The 18,253-nt window shown below is 32.5% G+C and carries 13 protein-coding genes; 10 read left to right on the top strand and 3 right to left on the bottom strand.

Going from position 1 to position 18,253, the window contains the following annotated elements; genetic code table 11:
• The first annotated feature begins 64 nt into the window (after positions 1-64).
• The 7 genes from topA (at position 65) to O9267_RS10185 (ending at position 9,714) form a co-directional block, all read left to right on the top strand.
• Positions 65-2,581 carry a type I DNA topoisomerase gene (topA, locus tag O9267_RS10215; protein WP_298178960.1) on the top strand — a complete coding sequence of 839 codons (2,517 nt, stop codon included), beginning with the start codon at positions 65-67 and terminating at the stop codon, positions 2,579-2,581.
• A gap of 3 nt (positions 2,582-2,584) precedes the next feature.
• Positions 2,585-3,739 (top strand): formimidoylglutamase, encoded by a 1,155-nt coding sequence (locus tag O9267_RS10210; protein ID WP_298178958.1) that lies wholly within the window; start codon positions 2,585-2,587, stop codon positions 3,737-3,739.
• A gap of 237 nt (positions 3,740-3,976) precedes the next feature.
• Positions 3,977-5,383, top strand: a complete 1,407-nt coding sequence (gene gldK, locus O9267_RS10205) for a gliding motility lipoprotein GldK (RefSeq protein ID WP_298178956.1) — start codon at positions 3,977-3,979, stop codon at positions 5,381-5,383.
• 47 nt (positions 5,384-5,430) lie between these two features.
• Entirely contained in the window at positions 5,431-6,081 is a 651-nt protein-coding gene (gene gldL / locus O9267_RS10200) for a gliding motility protein GldL (protein WP_298178954.1), read from the top strand.
• Between the two features lie 49 nt (positions 6,082-6,130).
• The gene (gldM, locus tag O9267_RS10195) at positions 6,131-7,672 is read left to right on the top strand and encodes a gliding motility protein GldM (protein ID WP_298178951.1); all 1,542 of its coding nucleotides are present in this window, start codon (positions 6,131-6,133) and stop codon (positions 7,670-7,672) included.
• A 47-nt stretch (positions 7,673-7,719) separates the two neighbouring features.
• Positions 7,720-8,607, top strand: a complete 888-nt coding sequence (gene gldN / locus O9267_RS10190; protein ID WP_298178949.1) for a gliding motility protein GldN — start codon at positions 7,720-7,722, stop codon at positions 8,605-8,607.
• A gap of 60 nt (positions 8,608-8,667) precedes the next feature.
• Positions 8,668-9,714 (top strand): FAD-dependent oxidoreductase, encoded by a 1,047-nt coding sequence (locus tag O9267_RS10185; protein WP_298178948.1) that lies wholly within the window; start codon positions 8,668-8,670, stop codon positions 9,712-9,714.
• Here O9267_RS10185 and O9267_RS10180 read toward each other — a convergent pair.
• On the bottom strand, positions 9,711-10,088 hold the full coding sequence (locus O9267_RS10180; RefSeq protein WP_298178946.1) for a DUF983 domain-containing protein: 378 nt from the start codon (positions 10,086-10,088) through the stop codon (positions 9,711-9,713). The two genes, O9267_RS10185 and O9267_RS10180, sit on opposite strands and share 4 nt — an antisense overlap.
• A gap of 133 nt (positions 10,089-10,221) precedes the next feature.
• Here O9267_RS10180 and O9267_RS10175 point away from each other — a divergent pair, with 133 nt between their 5' ends.
• The gene (locus O9267_RS10175; protein ID WP_298178944.1) at positions 10,222-12,129 is read left to right on the top strand and encodes an ATP-binding cassette domain-containing protein; all 1,908 of its coding nucleotides are present in this window, start codon (positions 10,222-10,224) and stop codon (positions 12,127-12,129) included.
• 398 nt (positions 12,130-12,527) lie between these two features.
• Here O9267_RS10175 and O9267_RS10170 read toward each other — a convergent pair whose 3' ends face one another.
• Together O9267_RS10170 and O9267_RS10165 are read right to left on the bottom strand one after the other, a co-directional pair.
• Positions 12,528-13,673, bottom strand: a complete 1,146-nt coding sequence (locus O9267_RS10170) for a GNAT family N-acetyltransferase (protein WP_298178941.1) — start codon at positions 13,671-13,673, stop codon at positions 12,528-12,530.
• A gap of 55 nt (positions 13,674-13,728) precedes the next feature.
• Positions 13,729-14,211, bottom strand: coding sequence for a DUF1761 domain-containing protein (locus O9267_RS10165; protein ID WP_298178938.1), 483 nt, complete (start codon positions 14,209-14,211; stop codon positions 13,729-13,731).
• A 204-nt stretch (positions 14,212-14,415) separates the two neighbouring features.
• Here O9267_RS10165 and O9267_RS10160 point away from each other — a divergent pair, with 204 nt between their 5' ends.
• Together O9267_RS10160 and O9267_RS10155 are read left to right on the top strand one after the other, a co-directional pair.
• A complete protein-coding gene (locus O9267_RS10160; protein WP_298178936.1) occupies positions 14,416-15,285 on the top strand; it encodes a Two component regulator three Y domain protein in 870 nt (289 codons plus the stop codon).
• A 243-nt stretch (positions 15,286-15,528) separates the two neighbouring features.
• A partial coding sequence (locus O9267_RS10155; protein WP_298178934.1) for an Ig-like domain-containing protein occupies positions 15,529-18,253 on the top strand: 2,725 nt, incomplete at its 3' end.

Here is an 18,253-nt window from a genome sequence, read left to right as displayed (position 1 = left end):
ATTTTCGATTAAAAGCACAATATTTAAAAAAATCTTCTACTTTTGCCGAACAAACAAATGTGATATGGCAAAGAATTTAGTTATCGTAGAGTCACCAGCAAAGGCAAAAACAATTGAAAAATTTCTTGGAAGTGATTATCAAGTAGAATCAAGTTACGGACATATTGCCGACTTGCCTTCTAAAGAAATTGGAGTAGATGTTGAAAACGGATTTAAACCCAAATATGAAGTTTCGCCCGACAAAAAAGCGCTGGTAAGCAAATTGAAAACGTTAGCTAAAAATGCCGATATGGTTTGGTTAGCATCCGATGAGGATCGAGAAGGAGAAGCTATTTCATGGCATTTGTCAGAAGAATTAAAATTAGATAAAAAGAAAACCAAAAGAATTGTTTTTCACGAAATTACTAAAAATGCCATTCTAAAAGCAATCGATAATCCACGCGAAATTGATTATAATTTAGTAAACGCTCAACAAGCAAGAAGAGTTTTAGATAGATTGGTTGGATATGAATTATCTCCAGTTTTATGGAGAAAAATTAAAGGCGGACTTTCTGCTGGCCGTGTACAATCAGTTTCTGTTCGACTAATTGTTGAAAGAGAACGCGAAATCCAAAATTTTAAAGCAGTTGCAAGTTATTCAGTCGTTGCAGAATTTGTAAACGAAGCAGGAAAGGCATTCAAAGCTAAATTGCCAAAGAACTTTTCTACTAAAAAAGAAGCCGAAGATTTTTTAAATAAAAATATCGGTTCTATATATAAGGTAGCGGATTTAGAAACTAAACCTACCAAAAAATCGCCAACAGCACCATTTACGACATCAACATTGCAACAAGAAGCGGCTCGTAAATTGTACTTGCCAGTTGGAATTACAATGCAGTTAGCACAACGTTTATACGAAGCTGGGTTAATTACCTATATGAGAACTGATAGTGTCAATCTTTCAAAAGAAGCAATTGATGCTGCTCAGGCTGAAATTATAAAATCCTACGGGAAAGAGTTTTCAAAACCAAGAACTTTCGCAAACAAGAGTAAGGGTGCTCAAGAAGCTCACGAAGCCATTCGTCCAACAGATATGTCTCGTCACACCGTTAATATTGATAGAGATCAAGCACGTTTGTATGATTTGATTTGGAAAAGAACATTAGCTTCTCAAATGAGCGATGCCGAATTAGAAAGAACAAATGTTAAAATTGAAGCTAATAATCACAGCGAAGTTTTTACAGCTTCTGGTGAAGTGATAAAGTTTGAAGGATTTCTAAAAGTTTATTTAGAAGGTCACGACGACGATGATGAAGAACAAGAAGGAATGTTGCCAGCCTTAAAGATTAACGAAAAACTTCAAAACCATTATATTACTGCAACCGAACGTTATTCTAGACCTGCTTCAAGATATACTGAAGCTTCTTTGGTAAAAAAACTTGAAGAATTAGGAATTGGCCGTCCTTCAACTTATGCGCCAACAATTTCTACCATTATCAACAGAAATTATGTAGAAAAAGGAAATCTTGAAGGTCAAGAACGAAAATATACACAATTGACTTTGCAATCAGGTAAGGTTAGCGATAAAATTCTTAAAGAAAATACAGGTTCTGACAAAGGAAAATTGGTTCCAACTGATATTGGTACAATCGTAACGGATTTCTTGGTTAAAAATTTTGAAACTATTTTAGATTATAATTTCACTGCAAAAGTCGAACAAGATTTTGACGAAATAGCCGAAGGAAATATTGAATGGTCAAAAATGATGAATGAGTTTTATTCACATTTTCATCCAAATGTTCAAGATGTTGAAAAAAATGCAGATCGCGAAAGTGGTGAAAGAATTTTAGGAAAAGATCCAAAAACAGGAAAACAGGTTTCTGTTCGTTTAGGAAAATTTGGTCCAATGGCTCAGATTGGTGAAGCGGATGATGAGAACAAACAATTCGCAAGTTTACGTCAAGATCAGAATATTGGAAACATAACTTTAGAAGATGTTTTGAATTTATTTTTACTTCCAAAAAATTTGGGTATATATAAAGGAGAAGAAATTGAAGTTAATAATGGTCGATTTGGACCGTATGTTCGCTTTGGTAAACAATTTATTTCGTTACCAAAAGGAATGGATCCAATGGATGTAACTTTGGAAACTGCTCAAGGTTTAATTAGTGAAAAAGAACAAGCGGATGCTCCAATAGCAATTTATAAAAATGAACCTGTTCAAAAAGGAACTGGTCGTTTTGGACCATTCATTAAATGGAATGGAATTTTCATAAATGTTAGCAAGAAATATAATTTTGATAATCTTTCGCAATCAGATGTTGCCGAATTAATAGAAGATAAACTTCAAAAAAACATTGATAAGGTGATTCATAACTGGGAAGCTGAAGGGATTTTGGTTCAAAAAGCCCGTTGGGGAAGAAGTGAAATTACAAAAGGGAAAATTAAAATTGAACTTGGCAAAGATATTGATGCTTCAAAATTAACCTTGGCGCAAGTGCAAGAAATGATTGAGAAGAAAACGCCTGCTAAAAAAGCACCAGCAAAAAAAGCAGCTACAAAGAAACCAGCAGCCAAAAAAACTACAGTAAAAAAGAAATAGTAAATGGAATTTGATTTTCTTGAGCCAATAGATGTCGATTTGCTTATCGAATTAAAAAATCTTTCTTCGCAACATTTAGCGAGTAAAGTTGTTTTTCATTCGGATGAAAGTTTTCCAGATATCGATAAAGTTCAGATTGCAATCATTGGCGTTTTAGATAATAGAGGAAATAATAAGTTGAATGATGAAGTTGATTTAACTTTTGTTAGAAAACAGTTCTATTCTCTTTATCCAGGTAATTGGATGGCTTCTATTGCTGATTTAGGTGATATAAGATCTGGAGATTCAATTGAAGATACTTATTACGCCTTACAAAGTATTATTTCTAAATTAATAAAGAGAAAAATTACACCTATAATTATAGGTGGTTCTCAAGATTTGACTTATGCTTTGTATAGGAGCTATGATAATTTAGATCAAATGGTAAATTTGGTTGCTATTGATAATAAGTTTGATTTTGGAAAGCAAGAAGATACCGTTTCGGCAGAATCTTATTTGTCTAAGATAGTTATCGATGAACCAAATAATTTGTTTAATTATACAAATGTTGGCTTCCAGACCTATTATAATTCACAAGAAGAAATCGATTTGATTGAAAAAATGTTTTTTGATGCTTATCGATTAGGTGAAATTTCTAATAATATAGCATTAGCTGAACCTGTTTTTAGAGATGCAGATTGTGTAAGTTTAGATTTGTCGTCAGTTAAGTCATCAGATTCTGGGAATTTCAGTTTCTTTCAGCCTAACGGATTTGACGGAAAAGAAATTTGTGCTTTAGCAAGATATTCAGGTATTAGCGACAAAGTTTCTTTATTTGGAATTTTCAACCATAATAGTAGCAAAAATGAAGCTGTTTTGATTGCACAAATAATGTGGTATTTTATTGAAGGTTATAATTATCGTTCAAATGAATATCCATTTGGAAGTAGAGAAAATTATTTAAGATATATCATCCCATTTGATGAAGAAGAGTTAATATTTTATAAAAGTAATAAAACAGAAAGATGGTGGTTAGAAATTCCGCAACAAATTTCAAATTCAAACAATAAAACAAAAAAACAAGCGTTATTACCATGTTCTTATGAAGAATATTTACAAGCATGTAATCACGAATTTCCCGAAAGATGGTGGAAATTTCAGCGAAAAAACATGATTTAGATATTTTTTTGATAAAAAATTAAATTTCTTAATCTATTGTGAAATAAGGTAATTTAACATTTTTTTTGTACAATTATCGGAAATTTTTGCATTTTATCGATAAAATATTTTTTAGTTTTAATAATTAATTCTACTTTTGGTGCGTGAAAATAAATTTATTAGAATAATTGTTTTTTTAAAAAATAATAAATAGGTTTACGCCCTCAAAATATGAATACAAAAAAAACCCAAATTTATATGAAGAAATTCATTGCATTTACAGTATTTTCAGCGCTTTTGGTCAGTTGTGGAGGATCAGGCGATAAAGGTGAATTAGTAGGAGTTAAAGGGAGAAAATGGCATCCAGAGAAACCTTATGGTATGACTCTTGTTCCAGGTGGCTCTTTTATTATGGGTAAATCAGATGATGATTTGGCTAATATTGGTGACGCTCCAACTAAAACAGTAACTGTTCGTTCTTTTTATATGGACGAAACCGAAATCACTAATAGTGAGTATCGTGAATTCGTAGAATGGGTTAAAGATTCTACTATTCGTGTACGTTTGGCAATCATGGCTGATGAAGTTGGTGGTGGCGGAACTGCTGGTGCTGGTGGTAAAAGCGGGAAATCTACCGGTAGCATAGGTGATTATGCTTTTAATGATGCTGAACCTGAAAAAATGACTCCATATGATAAGTATATGTATGAGAATTATTACAGTGTTGGTACTAGTGATGATGCTTATGCGGGTAGAAAGCTTAATAGAAAAGTTAAATTGGCTACAGATACTTCTAAATATCCTGATGCTTACTATGTTGAAGTTATGGATAGTATGTATGTGCCAATTGCTGAGTCATACAATGGTTTAAGAACTATTGATGTTTCTAAATTGAAATTTAGATATTCTTGGATGGATATTCAAGCAGCTGCGAAGGCTAAAGTTGGGAAAAGAAAAGACTTTATTAAAAATGAACAAGTTGAAGTTTATCCTGATACAACAGTTTGGATTAAGGATTTCTCTTATTCATACAATGAACCAATGCATAATGACTATTTATGGCATCAAGCATACGGTGATTATCCAGTGGTTGGTGTTAAATGGACTCAAGCTAAAGCATTTTGTGCTTGGAGAACGCTAAAGAAAAACACTTATGTTAAAAAAACTAAAGGTAGGGATTTAATTAATTCTTTCAGATTGCCAACTGAAGCAGAATGGGAATATGCCGCTAGAGGTGGTTTAGAATCAGGAGCTTATCCATGGGGTGGTCCTTATACTAAGAATGATAGAGGTTGTTTCTTAGCTAACTTCAAACCTAATAGAGGAGATTATGCTGGTGATAATGCTTTATATACAGTTGAAGCAAAATCATATGATCCAAATGGCTATAACCTTTACAATATGGCTGGTAATGTAGCCGAATGGACTGATTCTGCTTATGATGCAAGTGCATATGAGTATGTTTCAACAATGAATCCAAATGTATTAGATAATAAAAATCAACGTAAAGTTGTTCGTGGAGGTTCTTGGAAAGATGTAGCTTATATGTTGCAAGTGAGTACAAGAGATTTTGAATACCAAGATACGGCTAGAAGTTATATCGGCTTCAGAACTGTACAAGATTACATGGGTACAAATATTACCTCTCCTAAAAAAAGAAAATAATTTTATATTAACAAACCTAAATTAACTAACTAAAAAAAATTATTATTATGGCATTATTAAGCAAAAAAGCAATGAACTTTGCATACGGTATGGGAGCTGCGGTTGTAATCGTTGGAGCATTATTCAAAATTACACACTTTGAGTTGGGTCCTTTAACAGGAACTTTAATGCTTTCAATTGGTCTTTTGACTGAAGCTTTAATCTTTGCTTTATCGGCTTTTGAGCCTGTAGATAACGAATTAGACTGGTCATTAGTATACCCAGAATTAGCAGGTGGTGAAGCTAAAAAGAAAACATCTAAAGTTGAAGAGGCTAAAGACGCACAAGGATTGTTGTCTCAAAAATTAGACGCAATGTTGAAAGAAGCTAAAATTGACGGTGAATTAATGTCAAGTTTAGGTAATAGTATCAAAAACTTTGAAGGAGCTGCAAAAGCAATCTCTCCAACAGTTGATTCTATTGCAGGACAAAGAAAATACGCTGAAGAATTAACAACAGCTGCTGCTCAAATGGAATCATTAAACAGTTTATATAAAGTACAATTAGAAAGCGCTTCAAGAAATGCTCAAATAAATAATGAAGTTGCTGAAAATAACTTGAAATTAAAAGATCAAATGCAGTCATTAACATCTAACTTATCTTCATTGAATAATGTTTATGGTGGTATGCTTTCTGCAATGAGTAACAAAGGGAATTAGTATCTTACTACATTTTTAAATTAAATAACTAAACAAATAATTAGAAAAAATGGCAGGAGGAAAATTAACCCCTAGACAGAAGATGATTAACCTGATGTACTTGGTTTTCATCGCAATGTTAGCAATGAATATGTCCAAAGAAGTTTTGTCGGCTTTTGGATTAATGAATGAAAAATTTGATGCGGCAAATGTTTCAGCAGAGACAACAAATAATGGCATGCTTGCTGCTTTAGAGAAAAAAGCAGGAGAGGATGCTCACTTTGCTCAAGCTGCTGCTGATGCAAAAAAGATTTCGGCTATATCTAAAAGTTTTTACGATTACGTTGGGTCTGTTAAATCTGAGATAACAAAAAGTGTTGAAGTAGATAAAACTACTGGGAAAATGCCTTACGAGGCCATGGACAAAGCTGACGTTATTGATCAAATGTTCTTTAAAGGTGAAGGATATACTGCTAAAGGAACAGAATTTGTTAATAATTTTAATAAATATGTTGCTGATATGAAAACTGTGATTGGAAGTAATTCTAAATTGAGTGGAGTTCTTTCAGAAATTACAACAAAATTCAAGACTACAGATGTTAAAAACAGTGAAGGTGTATCTATTAAATATTTAGATTATCATTTTAAAGGTTTTCCTTCGATTGCTTCTCTTGCAAAACTAACATCATTTCAGAATGATGTTAAGAAAGCTGAAGCTGATGTTTTTAGTATTTTATTAGGTAAGGCTGCTGTTGAGGCTTCTTCTATGAAGAATTTTACTGCAATGGTTGTTTTAGATAAAAGTGCTTACTTTCAAGGAGAACAAGTTACAGGTAAAGTTGTGTTAGGTAAATATGATGCTAATACTAAGCCTACTTCTTTTCAAGGTCCTGGTAAAATTGTTAATGGGCAAGCTATTATTTCTATGACTGCTGGTGCTGTTGGAGAACAATCAATAAATGGTAAATTTACTTTTGTTCAAGACGGTGAAACAATTCCATTGCCTTTCGAAGGTAAATATGTTGTAGTTCCAAGACCAAATTCGGCAACAATCTCAGCTGATAAAATGAATGTTGTTTACCGTGGTGTTGTGAATCCAATCTCTGTATCATTTGCCGGTATTGGTGAAGATAAAGTTACTGCTTCTGGTCCTGGATTATCTCCAGCTGGAGGAAAAGGGAAGTATAAAATGAGTCCTGGTGCTGGTACTGAAGCTAAAATCACAGTTACCGGTAAATTGCCAAATGGTCAAATTGTTTCTGATAGTAAAGTTTTCAGAATTAAAGGTATTCCTGGTCCAATGGGAACAATTAGAGGTGAAATGGGAACTGTTAAAGGTCCTAAATCAAGTTTAGAAGTTTCTACTGTTGGAGCAAAATTAGTTGATTTCGATTTTGAAGTTGGATTAAGTGTTGTTGGTTTTAACCTTAAAGTTTCTGGTCAACCAACAGTAGTTGTTCAAGGGAGTAAATTGAATGCTGCATGTAAAGCTGTTTTGTCTAGAGCTAGTAAAGGAGATCAAGTAACGATTTCAGAAATTAAAACTAAATTGGAAGGTGCTGGTAGCTATATGTTGCCAAGAACTGCTCCAGTAATTTACGAAATACAATAATAATTTAAGTATTACGTTTACTTAAATAACCTACAATTCTTATAAAGATGAAAATTAAAAATTTAGTAATAGCTCTTGCTTTAACATTTGGTAGTTTATCTTTCGCTCAATCGAATTTGCTTAATGCAAAAACGCCTGACGAAATTGGTAAAAAAACAGAGGCTCAGTTAAAATCTGATAATGACAATCCACTACCTTATGGATATGTTCATGATAGAGATGTATTGATGGGGAAAACTGTTTGGGAAATTATTGACCTTGATGAAAGAATTAATTTTCCTTATTACTATCCTGTTGATAGCGCAAACATTGGTAAAGACAGACGTTCTTTGTATGATGTTTTGACCAAAGCTATGAAAGAAGGTAAAATAACAGAAGTTTATTCTGATAGTTATTTTAATACTAAAAAATCTTTAAAGGATATTGAAGCTTCATTGACTAGAATAGATACTACAGATCCAGGTAGAGAGCAATTCAATGCTGGATTACCTATATCGCCAGAGTATATTGTAAAGACTGATTTAACTGCTTACAATGTTTCTGATTATAAAATAAAAGGTTTTTGGTATTTTGACAAACGTCAAGGTGAATTAAAATATAGACTTTTAGGTTTATGTCCTGTTACTCCTGATGTTTATACAGTTGATAAAGAAGAACAAGATTATATAGAGTTATTCTGGATATATTTCCCAGCTGCTAGAGAAGTTTTGCATAATGCGTATGCTTTTAATGATAGAAATACAGCAATGCCTTTCTCTTTTGATAGATTGTTGAATTCTAGAAGATTTAATGCAGTTATTTATTTAGAAGAAAACGTATATGGTGATAGAAGAATTGATGAGTATATGAAAGACAATGCTCAAAACCAATTACTAGAATCTGAAAGAGTTAAAACTAAAATTCGCGATTTCGAACAAGATATGTGGAATTATTAATTTCAATATAGATTTATTATAAACTCTCACTATTAGTGAGAGTTTTTTATTTTACTTATTATGGTCGATTATATTATTATTGGTTGTAATTTAGCTGGTATTGCTTTTGCAGAAAATATTTTGAATGCCAATAAAAAGATTTTAGTTTTTGATAACAATTCTCAAAACTCTTCTAAAGTTGCTGCGGGTTTATATAATCCTGTTGTTTTAAAAAGATTTACGGCAACACCTGAAGCAAAAGAACAATTGGAACTTTTGAATGTTTTTTACAGAAATATCGAATCTAAATTAAACTCTAACTTTCTTTTTGAGATGCCAGTTTTAAGAAAATTCTTTTCAGTTGAAGAGCAAAATAACTGGTTTACTGCTTCTGATAATCCACTATTGTCTCCTTTTTTATCTGCAAATTTAGTAACGGATAAGTTTGATGGAGTAGATTCACCTTTTGATTATGGTCAGGTTTTGTATACAGGATATTTGGATACAGCAATCTTTATTGATTCTTTCCGAGAATATCTAAAATCGAATTCTTTACTAATTGAAGATTCATTTGAATATGATCAACTTCAGTTTGAAGACGATTTAATTTTATATAAAAACTTTAAAGCAAAACATATTGTTTTCGCTGAAGGATTTGGAATGCATTCTAATCCATATTTTAATCATTTGCCTCTAGATGGGACAAAAGGTGATCTTTTGCTTATAAAAGCTCCTAAATTGTGTTTTAATGTAATCATAAACGCAAGTGTTTTCATTCTTCCAATCGGAAATCACTATTTCAAAGTAGGCGCCACATACAATTGGCAAGATAAAACAACGACACCAACCGAAGAAGGTAAGCAAGAATTAATAGAAAAACTAAAAGATATTATCAATTGTGATTTCGAGATTATTGAGCATTTTGCTGGCATAAGACCAACTGTTCGTGATAGAAGACCACTTTTAGGTACGCATTCTGAACATAAAAATGTGCACATCCTCAATGGTTTGGGCACACGTGGTGTTATGTTAGCACCTTATTTAGCAAAAGCGCTTTTTGAATATATTGAATACGGAAAAGAATTAAAACCTGAAATGGACATTAAAAGATTTAAAAAGAAAAATTAATCTTTCGCTTTATCATAAGAAACAAACATATTAATATAAGTATTTCTAGAAAGTCTTGCGATAAAAGGCATTAATAGTATCAATCCAATAATAATTACTATAAATGATGTAACTAAACTTAAGCCTAAAAATACTTTTGAAATGATAAAAAATGCCACTCCAAAAGCCACAGAATAACCATAACTCACATACATCGCTCCATAAAAAAAGGCTGGTTCAATCATGTACTTCAAATTACAATGGCTACAATGGTCATGCATTTTGTATAAATTCTTGAGATTGTATGGGTTTTTATCCACATACATACTTTCATTTTGACATTTAGGACAAGTTCCTGTTAAAATGCTATATAATTTGGATCCTTTTTTTAACATTTGCAAAAAAATTTCTGTAAAGGTACGTCTTTGTAGTTTTACTAATGTAACAAATATTACAATAATCAAAAATAAATAAGAGTCTAGGGTTTAAATTTAAACCCTTAAACTTTTAAACTCATAAACATAATAAATGCTAAACATACATAATTTATCGATTTCTTTTGGTGGAACTTATCTTTTTGAAGAAGTAACTTTTCGAATGGGAGCAGGCGATAGTGTAGGACTTGTCGGAAAAAATGGCGCAGGAAAATCAACCATGCTTAAAATTTTAGCAGGTGATTTCAAACCAGATTCTGGAAGTATTGCTACCGAAAAAGAAGTCAGAATTGGGTTTCTTCGTCAAGATATCGACTTTGAACAAGGACGAACTGTTCTTGAAGAAGCGTACCAAGCTTTTACAGAAATTAAAGAAATTGAAAAAAAATTAGAAGAAATCAATCATCAATTGGTTACTAGAACTGATTATGAAAGTGAAGAATATTCACAAATCATTGAAGATTTATCTGATTACACACATCGTTTCGAACTTCATGGCGGTTACAATTATGTTGGTGATACCGAAAAGATTCTTCTCGGATTAGGTTTCAAACGTCAAGTTTTTGATAATCAGACCGAAACTTTTTCTGGTGGATGGCGTATGCGTATTGAATTGGCTAAATTGCTTTTGCAATCAAACGATATTTTGCTTCTTGATGAGCCAACCAATCACTTGGATATTGAAAGTATCATTTGGCTTGAAAATTTCTTGCGTAATTATCCTGGTGTTGTTGTGATAGTTTCGCATGATAAAATGTTTTTGGATAACGTAACCAACAGAACTATCGAAATTTCTCTTGGCAAAGCCTATGATTTCAACAAACCGTATTCTCAATATCTAGAATTACGTCACGAAATCCGTGAAAAACAATTGGCAACACAAAAAAATCAAGCCAAGAAAATTGAAGAAACTGAAAAGTTAATTGAGAAATTTCGTGCTAAAGCATCCAAAGCTTCGATGGCGCAATCCTTAATTAAAAAATTAGATAAAGTAGAACGAATTGAAGTCGATGAAGACGACAATTCGGTTATGAATATTTCGTTTCCTGTTTCAAAAGTGCCTGGTAAAGTTGTGATTGAAGCTGAAAATGTTACCAAAGCTTATGGAGATAAAGTAATACTAAAAGATATTTCTTTGTTGGTTGAGCGTGGAAGCAAAATCGCTTTCGTGGGTCAAAACGGACAAGGAAAATCAACGTTTATCAAGGCAATTGTCAACGAATTTGAATTTCAAGGTTCAATCAAACTAGGTCACAATGTGCAAGTTGGTTATTTTGCACAAAATCAAGCCGAATATCTCGATGGTGAAATCACACTGCTCGAAACTATGGAAAATGCTGCAACGGATACCAATCGTTCAAAGGTTCGTGATATGTTGGGTTCGTTTCTTTTTCGAGGTGACGATGTAGACAAAAAAGTGAAAGTTTTATCGGGTGGCGAGCGTAATCGATTGGCTTTGTGTAAATTATTGTTGCAACCAATCAATGTTTTGGTGATGGATGAGCCGACAAATCACTTAGATATAAAGTCCAAAAATGTCCTAAAAGCTGCTTTGCAAAAGTACGAAGGAACACTTTTGTTGGTTTCGCACGATAGAGATTTCCTTCAAGGAATGTCCAATATTGTGTACGAATTCAAAGATCAAAAAATCAAAGAATACCTTGGCGATATCAATTATTTCTTAGAACAACGCAATCTCGAAAACATGCGCGAAGTTGAGAAAAAAGACATTGCCAAAAAAGAGGAACCTAAGGAAAGCAACAAAGTTTCGTACGAAGATCAAAAGAAAAGCAAGTCACTTCAAAATCGTCTTAGCAAAATAGAAAGTCAAATCAAACAACTCGAAATCGACATTCAAAACGACGATAAAGCACTGGCTTCCAACTATGACAAGCATATAGAAGACGCCAATTTCTTCATAGCTTACAACAAGAAAAAGCAAGAATTAGACAAACTCCTCGAAGATTGGGAAACCGTACAAGAAGAAATAGACAGTTTATAGTTTTTCTAATTTTTTAATAAGGAGCTATTCCTGCTATACATTACAAGCTTTTCTCTGCGTTGCTTTTTTTCTAACTCAAAAAGGAGCTTCCGTTGGTCGCTCTTTTTAAGCAAGAAAAAAATAGCAACCCAAAGAAAAGGCTTTTCATTTCTATCAGGGCTAGTTCGTATAACTTCTAACAAAATTTCGGTTGTAAGTCAAAATCCTTTTTTGAAAGGAAAATCATAAATAAATTTCCAAAACGAAAGAATAATTATTTCTTATTATTCTGAAAATCTTATAATTTTTTTCTATTAAAAACGGCTTTCTTGCGTTTGATTTAAATGAAAAAAAAATTATTGAGATAATTATTATCGAAAACGCTTTAAAGTTTCTTAAAACGCCTTAAAATCGATTTTTTACTTAAAAGGATTTCTTTGCTGCCAATGAAGTGTTGGCTCCAATTTTTTGAATATTTGTCCAATATAGTTGTCAATAAACTTATTGTTGTGGTAAATAAAGCCAGACATATTTACAGGAATAGCTCCTATAGAACTCTTAATTTCTAAAGCTGTTCTTCCAAAAATTATTTTTTTATAACCATTTTCAATTCCGTAGGCTGTCATATTGTATAACATGTTCAAATACAACATGTTTTCTTTTTGAACTTTTGCATCATAACCTAAAAAGTAGGTTTCTAAAACCGTTCCATTCAATAGCATTGTATGAAAGCCAACCAGTTTTCCTTCTAAGAAATAACCATAAATCAAAAAATGATCTAAACATTGTTTCTTCATGGTCGAAAAATGGTTTTCCGACAAGAAAAAAGTATTAAATGGCGCATTTTGAGCTACATAATGGTATAAATCATAAATGGTCTTTTCATGCTCAATAATCTCATCAAGCGATAAATTCTTTACAATTATTCCATCAAATTTTTTGTGAGCGCGTTTGTATTGGTCACGGTATTTTTTTGAAAATGCGGCAACATAATCTGCTTCTTTTTTCCAATTTTCATCAAGATAAAAAATCATATTGGGTTGTGTATTAAATTCATACACATTTTTGAAAGCATGTTTCTTCAACTCAACCGAACAATTTTCATAAAAATCTTTAAACGAAACTAAATGAATTTTTATGTCTTTGTTCTTGAAATAGGTTGTGATTTTTGCAGCACTTTGAAGTAAAATGGTACTTAATTCTTTAAAACCAATTTCCTTAGAAAAAACATAACCATTCTGACCTGTTATCATATTGTTTCCCATAAATAAAGTATGAGAAGCAAAATTTTTGAAAATTAAATTCCGAATAAATGTCTTAAAACATTTGTCTCTTTCGCCAAACGATTCTAGTTTATTTAAGTCAAGATATTGAGCAAGAGCAACGCCAATTAAGGTTTCTTTTTCAAAAATCCCAATATAAAAACACTCCATATTTACAGGAGCAGAATCTTCAAGTACCTGTAAATAATGTGTTTGCAGAAAAACATTTGAAATTGCAACAGCATTCCAAGTTTTTGGAAGTGAAGCAACGGTGTTGTAAATTTTAAATGTGAGTTGTTCCAAAATAAAAAAATCGCTCCACAAAAGTAGAGCGATTACTATATAATTAAATGTTAAATTATTGCATTGCACAGATAATTCCGCCCATAATCATACACGAAACTACCCAATATCCACCAGCTATTAATACATATTTCCAGCTTCTTCTTTCATACAAAGCTCCAACTCCAATCACTGGTAAAGCAAAAAATAAACCAGTCATGAATCCATGTAATGCTCCATGTTTAAAGGTTCTAAAAGCTGTTCCGTAGTCAGCAAAAAATGCTGTGTAAGATGGTAGCGCTTTAGATGGATCACCACCAATCATTCCAATTGCACCATATTGATGAATAACTAAAAACTGTAAAATGAAAGAAATCAAGAAAGCATAGAAAATTGACATGCCGAAAACAGCAATCATATTTACGCCTTTTGCGTCTTCTTCTTTTATTCCAGCTTCTTTCATCCAGATGTTACCAAATACTTTTGGATTATACCAAACAAATCCAACTGCTAGAGTTGAAACCGCAGCAAGTAATAATGCTAAAAAATTAATGTTCATAGTTTATAGTTTTAAAGGTTAGTGATACAAATATAAATATTTAATTGAAAAGATGATTATTTTTGTTTTATTGTAAGTAAAATTATAAATAAATTAAAAAAAAATGTATTTCATCGATTTTATTTGTTTATAAACGATATTTATTTGTAGTTTTACATAACCCAAATAACAAAACCCATTTATAAAAATTTAAAACCTACTACTATGAAAACTATCTCTACCCTAGCATTTGTATTCTTTGTGACATTATCAATGAATGCAAAAATTTCTAAAACAGAAAAAGAAGCATTACTAAAATTATATTCAACTACCAATGGTGCTAATTGGACCAATAAGTGGGATTTGAAACAAGACGAAACTTCTTGGTATGGTGTAAAAATCAAAAATGATAAAGTGGTTGAAATCAACCTTTCTGACAATAACCTTGTTGGTGAAATCCCAGCTTCGATTACTACTTTGACAAATTTAGCAAAATTAAACTTGTTTAAAAATCAATTGTCCGGCGTTATACCATTCGAAATTGGAAATTTAACTAACTTGAGATTGTTAAATCTGTCTTTCAATCAGCTAAAAGGTAAAATTCCTTTTTCTGTTGGAAATCTTAAAAACCTTCATTCTCTTGAGTTGTTTATGAATAATCTTTCAGGTAAATTACCGTCTGAAATTGGAAGTCTTAAAAAATTAACAACTTTATCTTTATATAACAATTCATTTGAGGGTAAAATTCCAAAATCAATTTATGCAATGAAATCTTTGAAAATATTACTTTTAAATAGTAATAATTTTTCTGGAAGCCTTGATAAAGCAATTGGAAGCATGTCATCTTTAGAGCATTTAAGCTTATTTGATAATAGTTTTTATGGTCAAATTCCATATGAGTTAGAAAAACTAACAGCTTTGAAAGAAATGAATATTTCATACAACAATTTTGATGGATTTGTGTCTAAAAAAATGTTGGCTCTTGATACGCTTAACATGACAATGGTAAACACTAGAGGTGTAGCAGTTTCATTGCCAATTAAGTCAAAATTCGATTCTCAATCTTCTAAAACGGCAATTGCTGCTGAAGATTAAATAATAATAGTTTTTTATAAATTAAAGCTCAATCATTTTGATTGGGCTTTTTGATTTTTGTTTCGCAATTATTTTAAATATAATTTGTTAAGTTTTATTTGTAGTATTTGGTATAATAATAAAAATGTAATAAAAACATAAACTTTTATTTTTTTTTTTTTATACATTTGCTTGCTGAAGTGTGTTCATTTATCTGAATATTCTTCTATTTTGCAATTTTATATAACCAAATCATACACAAGTATGCAAAATTTTACTTACACTAATTTGAAAACTAAAAATCTTTTTCTAGTTTTATTTTTTGCACTTTTAGCTTTTAATTTTTATGCTCAGGAAGGTACACGACAAGTGTCGCCTGGTAATGGATTGGGAGCTGCAAATGCAAATGGAACAGCTCTCTTGATAACAGCTGCGCAAGGTTCTAGACCAGGAAGTCCCGCTGATTCCAAAATGAAAGTAACTATTGTTGATCACACTGTGGAAAATATCTATGCTGGTTTGATGGCTAGAAACTTCCAAAATGCTAATACAACAATTATCGATAACGCTTATTTGAGAATAACTGATCCATTGGGTGCTGTTGTTTTTCAAAGAGTTATTCCGGCTAATATTGGAAACGGTTTTATTGAGAATTATAATAAGGCTTGGAATGGGCCGAATATTTTTGGTTCTAATCCTGCAGGATATACTCCTTTTTTAGATAATGCAAATACAGCGGGAACTCCAACTGTAAATCCAACCATGAATGGGGACTATATAATTGAAGTGTACACTAGTGCTACAGGAGGATCTACTTTTGATTCGGCAAATTCAACATATCCTTTTTTTGATTTTACTGTAGCTAATGGTACAACACCTATACCAGGTAGATTATGGTGTAAAGAATGGAGTTTTGTTACCACAGACTTAACTGTAGTTCCACCAAATTTTAATTTAGCAACATTAAACGGATATCCTTGTCCAATAACATCTTCTTTTGAGGGAGATTTTTTTGCGTATACTCCCGATAATTTTGTTATGCAAGTTCAGTTTCGACCTGGATTTCGCCCTTTAGGTTTCAAATTGTCTATGAATTATGAGGGTGTTGCTTCAACATCAAATTTTGCCAACGATAGAAGGTCTAGAAATGGTAATTTTACTGCGCCAAATACGATAACCTATCCAGCAACACCTTCTGGTTATAAGGTGTTTTTGAGGCGTCCAGATGTTGCTGCATTTCCTAATGGAACTCAAGGAAATCCAGCTTTTACATCTAATATATATGGATGTCCAGGAGCTTATTATATTCCTTATTATTCTGATCAACCTGGAGATTTTGCTGTATTAATTGATTTAAATGGAACTCCAGGCTATCAACCAGCAACTACGGATAGGATTTTGGAGGCTTATGGTATGTCTGCAGGAAGTAATATTGCGGCTTGGGATGGGGTAGATGGTTTAGGTGCAGTTGTTCCTCCATCATTTACTGCTCAAGTTACAGTTACAATATTTCAAGGTAGAACGAATGTACCAATGGTTGATGCTGAGTTGAATACCGAAGGGCTATCAATTATATCTGTTTTTCCAAATATTGGTTCTAGAAAATTATATTGGGATGATACGGCAATCACTGCTTTTGGAGCGAGTCCAAACGGAAATGCTAATACAACTTCTGGAGGAGTTAGTTCTACAGGGCTTTATGAAGGATTTTTTGGGCCAACACATGCTTGGGATGGTCCAAACCCTACAACAACAACTCCTGCTACCACAACAGCTGGTCAAGGTTCATTAGATATTACAAATCTATATAATGATTATGGTAATTCAAGAATTATGAATACTTGGTTTTACTCTGTAGATGTGTCATCTGCTCCTCAAGCAATGATTTTACCTACTTGTGATAATGATGGTGATGGTAAATCTGACAGTGTTGATCTTGATGATGATAATGACGGTATAAATGACACAGTTGAATACGGAGCATTGCCAGATCCAATGGCTGATGCTGATACTGATGGAGTGCCTAATTATATTGATCCTCAAGCAGCAGGATTTGTTGATACAGATTTTGATGGTATTGATGATCGATATGACACTGATTTGGATGGGATTATTAATCAGTTTGATTTAGATTCTGATAATGATGGTTGTTCAGATTCAAATGAATACTATAATAATAATACAAGTGCAGTTGCAGGTCAGCAATTTGGTCAAACAGGGGGTGCTATCGCGCCAACTTTGGCTAATGGTAGAGTAAATTTGCCTGCTGCAACTTATACGGGTAGTTATGCAAATGCAATAGTTGCAGGTTCTTCAAGTTCGGTTACGACACAACCAGTTGATCAATCTGTAACTACTGGAGGAAATGTTATATTTACTACTGTAGCTTCAGGTGGAAGTGGTGTTGCTCAATATCAATGGCAACAAAGTATTGATGGAGGTTTAACTTGGGGAAATGTTACCAATGGTGGTGTTTATTCAGGTGCTACATCATCATCACTGACTTTAACAGGTGTTCCATTTGTATACAATACATATAGATATAGAGCTTTAATAACAGAGACTACATATGCGTGTACTAATTTAACTTCAAGTTTTGGGATATTGACGGTTAATAATCCACCAGTAGCGAATGATGATTCAGCAACGATGCTAGAGGATGGAGTTGCAGCAACAGTAAATGTTACAACGAATGATACAGATGCTGATGGAACAGTAGATGTGTCAACAGTTGACTTAGATCCATCAACATTAGGACAACAAACCACATTTACTTCACCAGAGGGGAATTGGTCAGTAAGTCCATTAGGAGTTGTAACTTTTACACCAAATGCTAATTTTAATGGTGCGGCAACCATACCTTATACAGTATTAGACGATGATGGATTGTTGTCAAACCCAGCTAATATTACAATTACAGTAACACCATTAAATGATGCACCGATAGTTGATAATGATGTAAACACAACAACAGAAGATACCCCGACAG

The sequence above is a fragment of the Flavobacterium sp. genome (assembly GCF_027531705.1).
Taxonomy (GTDB): Bacteria; Bacteroidota; Bacteroidia; order Flavobacteriales; family Flavobacteriaceae; genus Flavobacterium.
The sequence above is the reverse complement of the archived record's forward strand: the minus strand, read 5'-3'. Positions and strand labels throughout refer to the sequence as shown.

Bases quoted from the DNA above. Each gene is read 5' to 3' on its own strand.
- topA (WP_298178960.1), top strand. From the start codon at position 65: ATGGCAAAGAATTTAGTTATCGTAGAGTCACCAGCAAAGGCAAAAACA.
- O9267_RS10210 (WP_298178958.1), top strand. From the start codon at position 2,585: ATGGAATTTGATTTTCTTGAGCCAATAGATGTCGATTTGCTTATCGAA.
- gldK (WP_298178956.1), top strand. From the start codon at position 3,977: ATGAAGAAATTCATTGCATTTACAGTATTTTCAGCGCTTTTGGTCAGT.
- gldL (WP_298178954.1), top strand. From the start codon at position 5,431: ATGGCATTATTAAGCAAAAAAGCAATGAACTTTGCATACGGTATGGGA.
- gldM (WP_298178951.1), top strand. From the start codon at position 6,131: ATGGCAGGAGGAAAATTAACCCCTAGACAGAAGATGATTAACCTGATG.
- gldN (WP_298178949.1), top strand. From the start codon at position 7,720: ATGAAAATTAAAAATTTAGTAATAGCTCTTGCTTTAACATTTGGTAGT.
- O9267_RS10185 (WP_298178948.1), top strand. From the start codon at position 8,668: ATGGTCGATTATATTATTATTGGTTGTAATTTAGCTGGTATTGCTTTT.
- O9267_RS10180 (WP_298178946.1), bottom strand. From the start codon at position 10,088: ATGTTAAAAAAAGGATCCAAATTATATAGCATTTTAACAGGAACTTGT.
- O9267_RS10175 (WP_298178944.1), top strand. From the start codon at position 10,222: ATGCTAAACATACATAATTTATCGATTTCTTTTGGTGGAACTTATCTT.
- O9267_RS10165 (WP_298178938.1), bottom strand. From the start codon at position 14,211: ATGAACATTAATTTTTTAGCATTATTACTTGCTGCGGTTTCAACTCTA.
- O9267_RS10160 (WP_298178936.1), top strand. From the start codon at position 14,416: ATGAAAACTATCTCTACCCTAGCATTTGTATTCTTTGTGACATTATCA.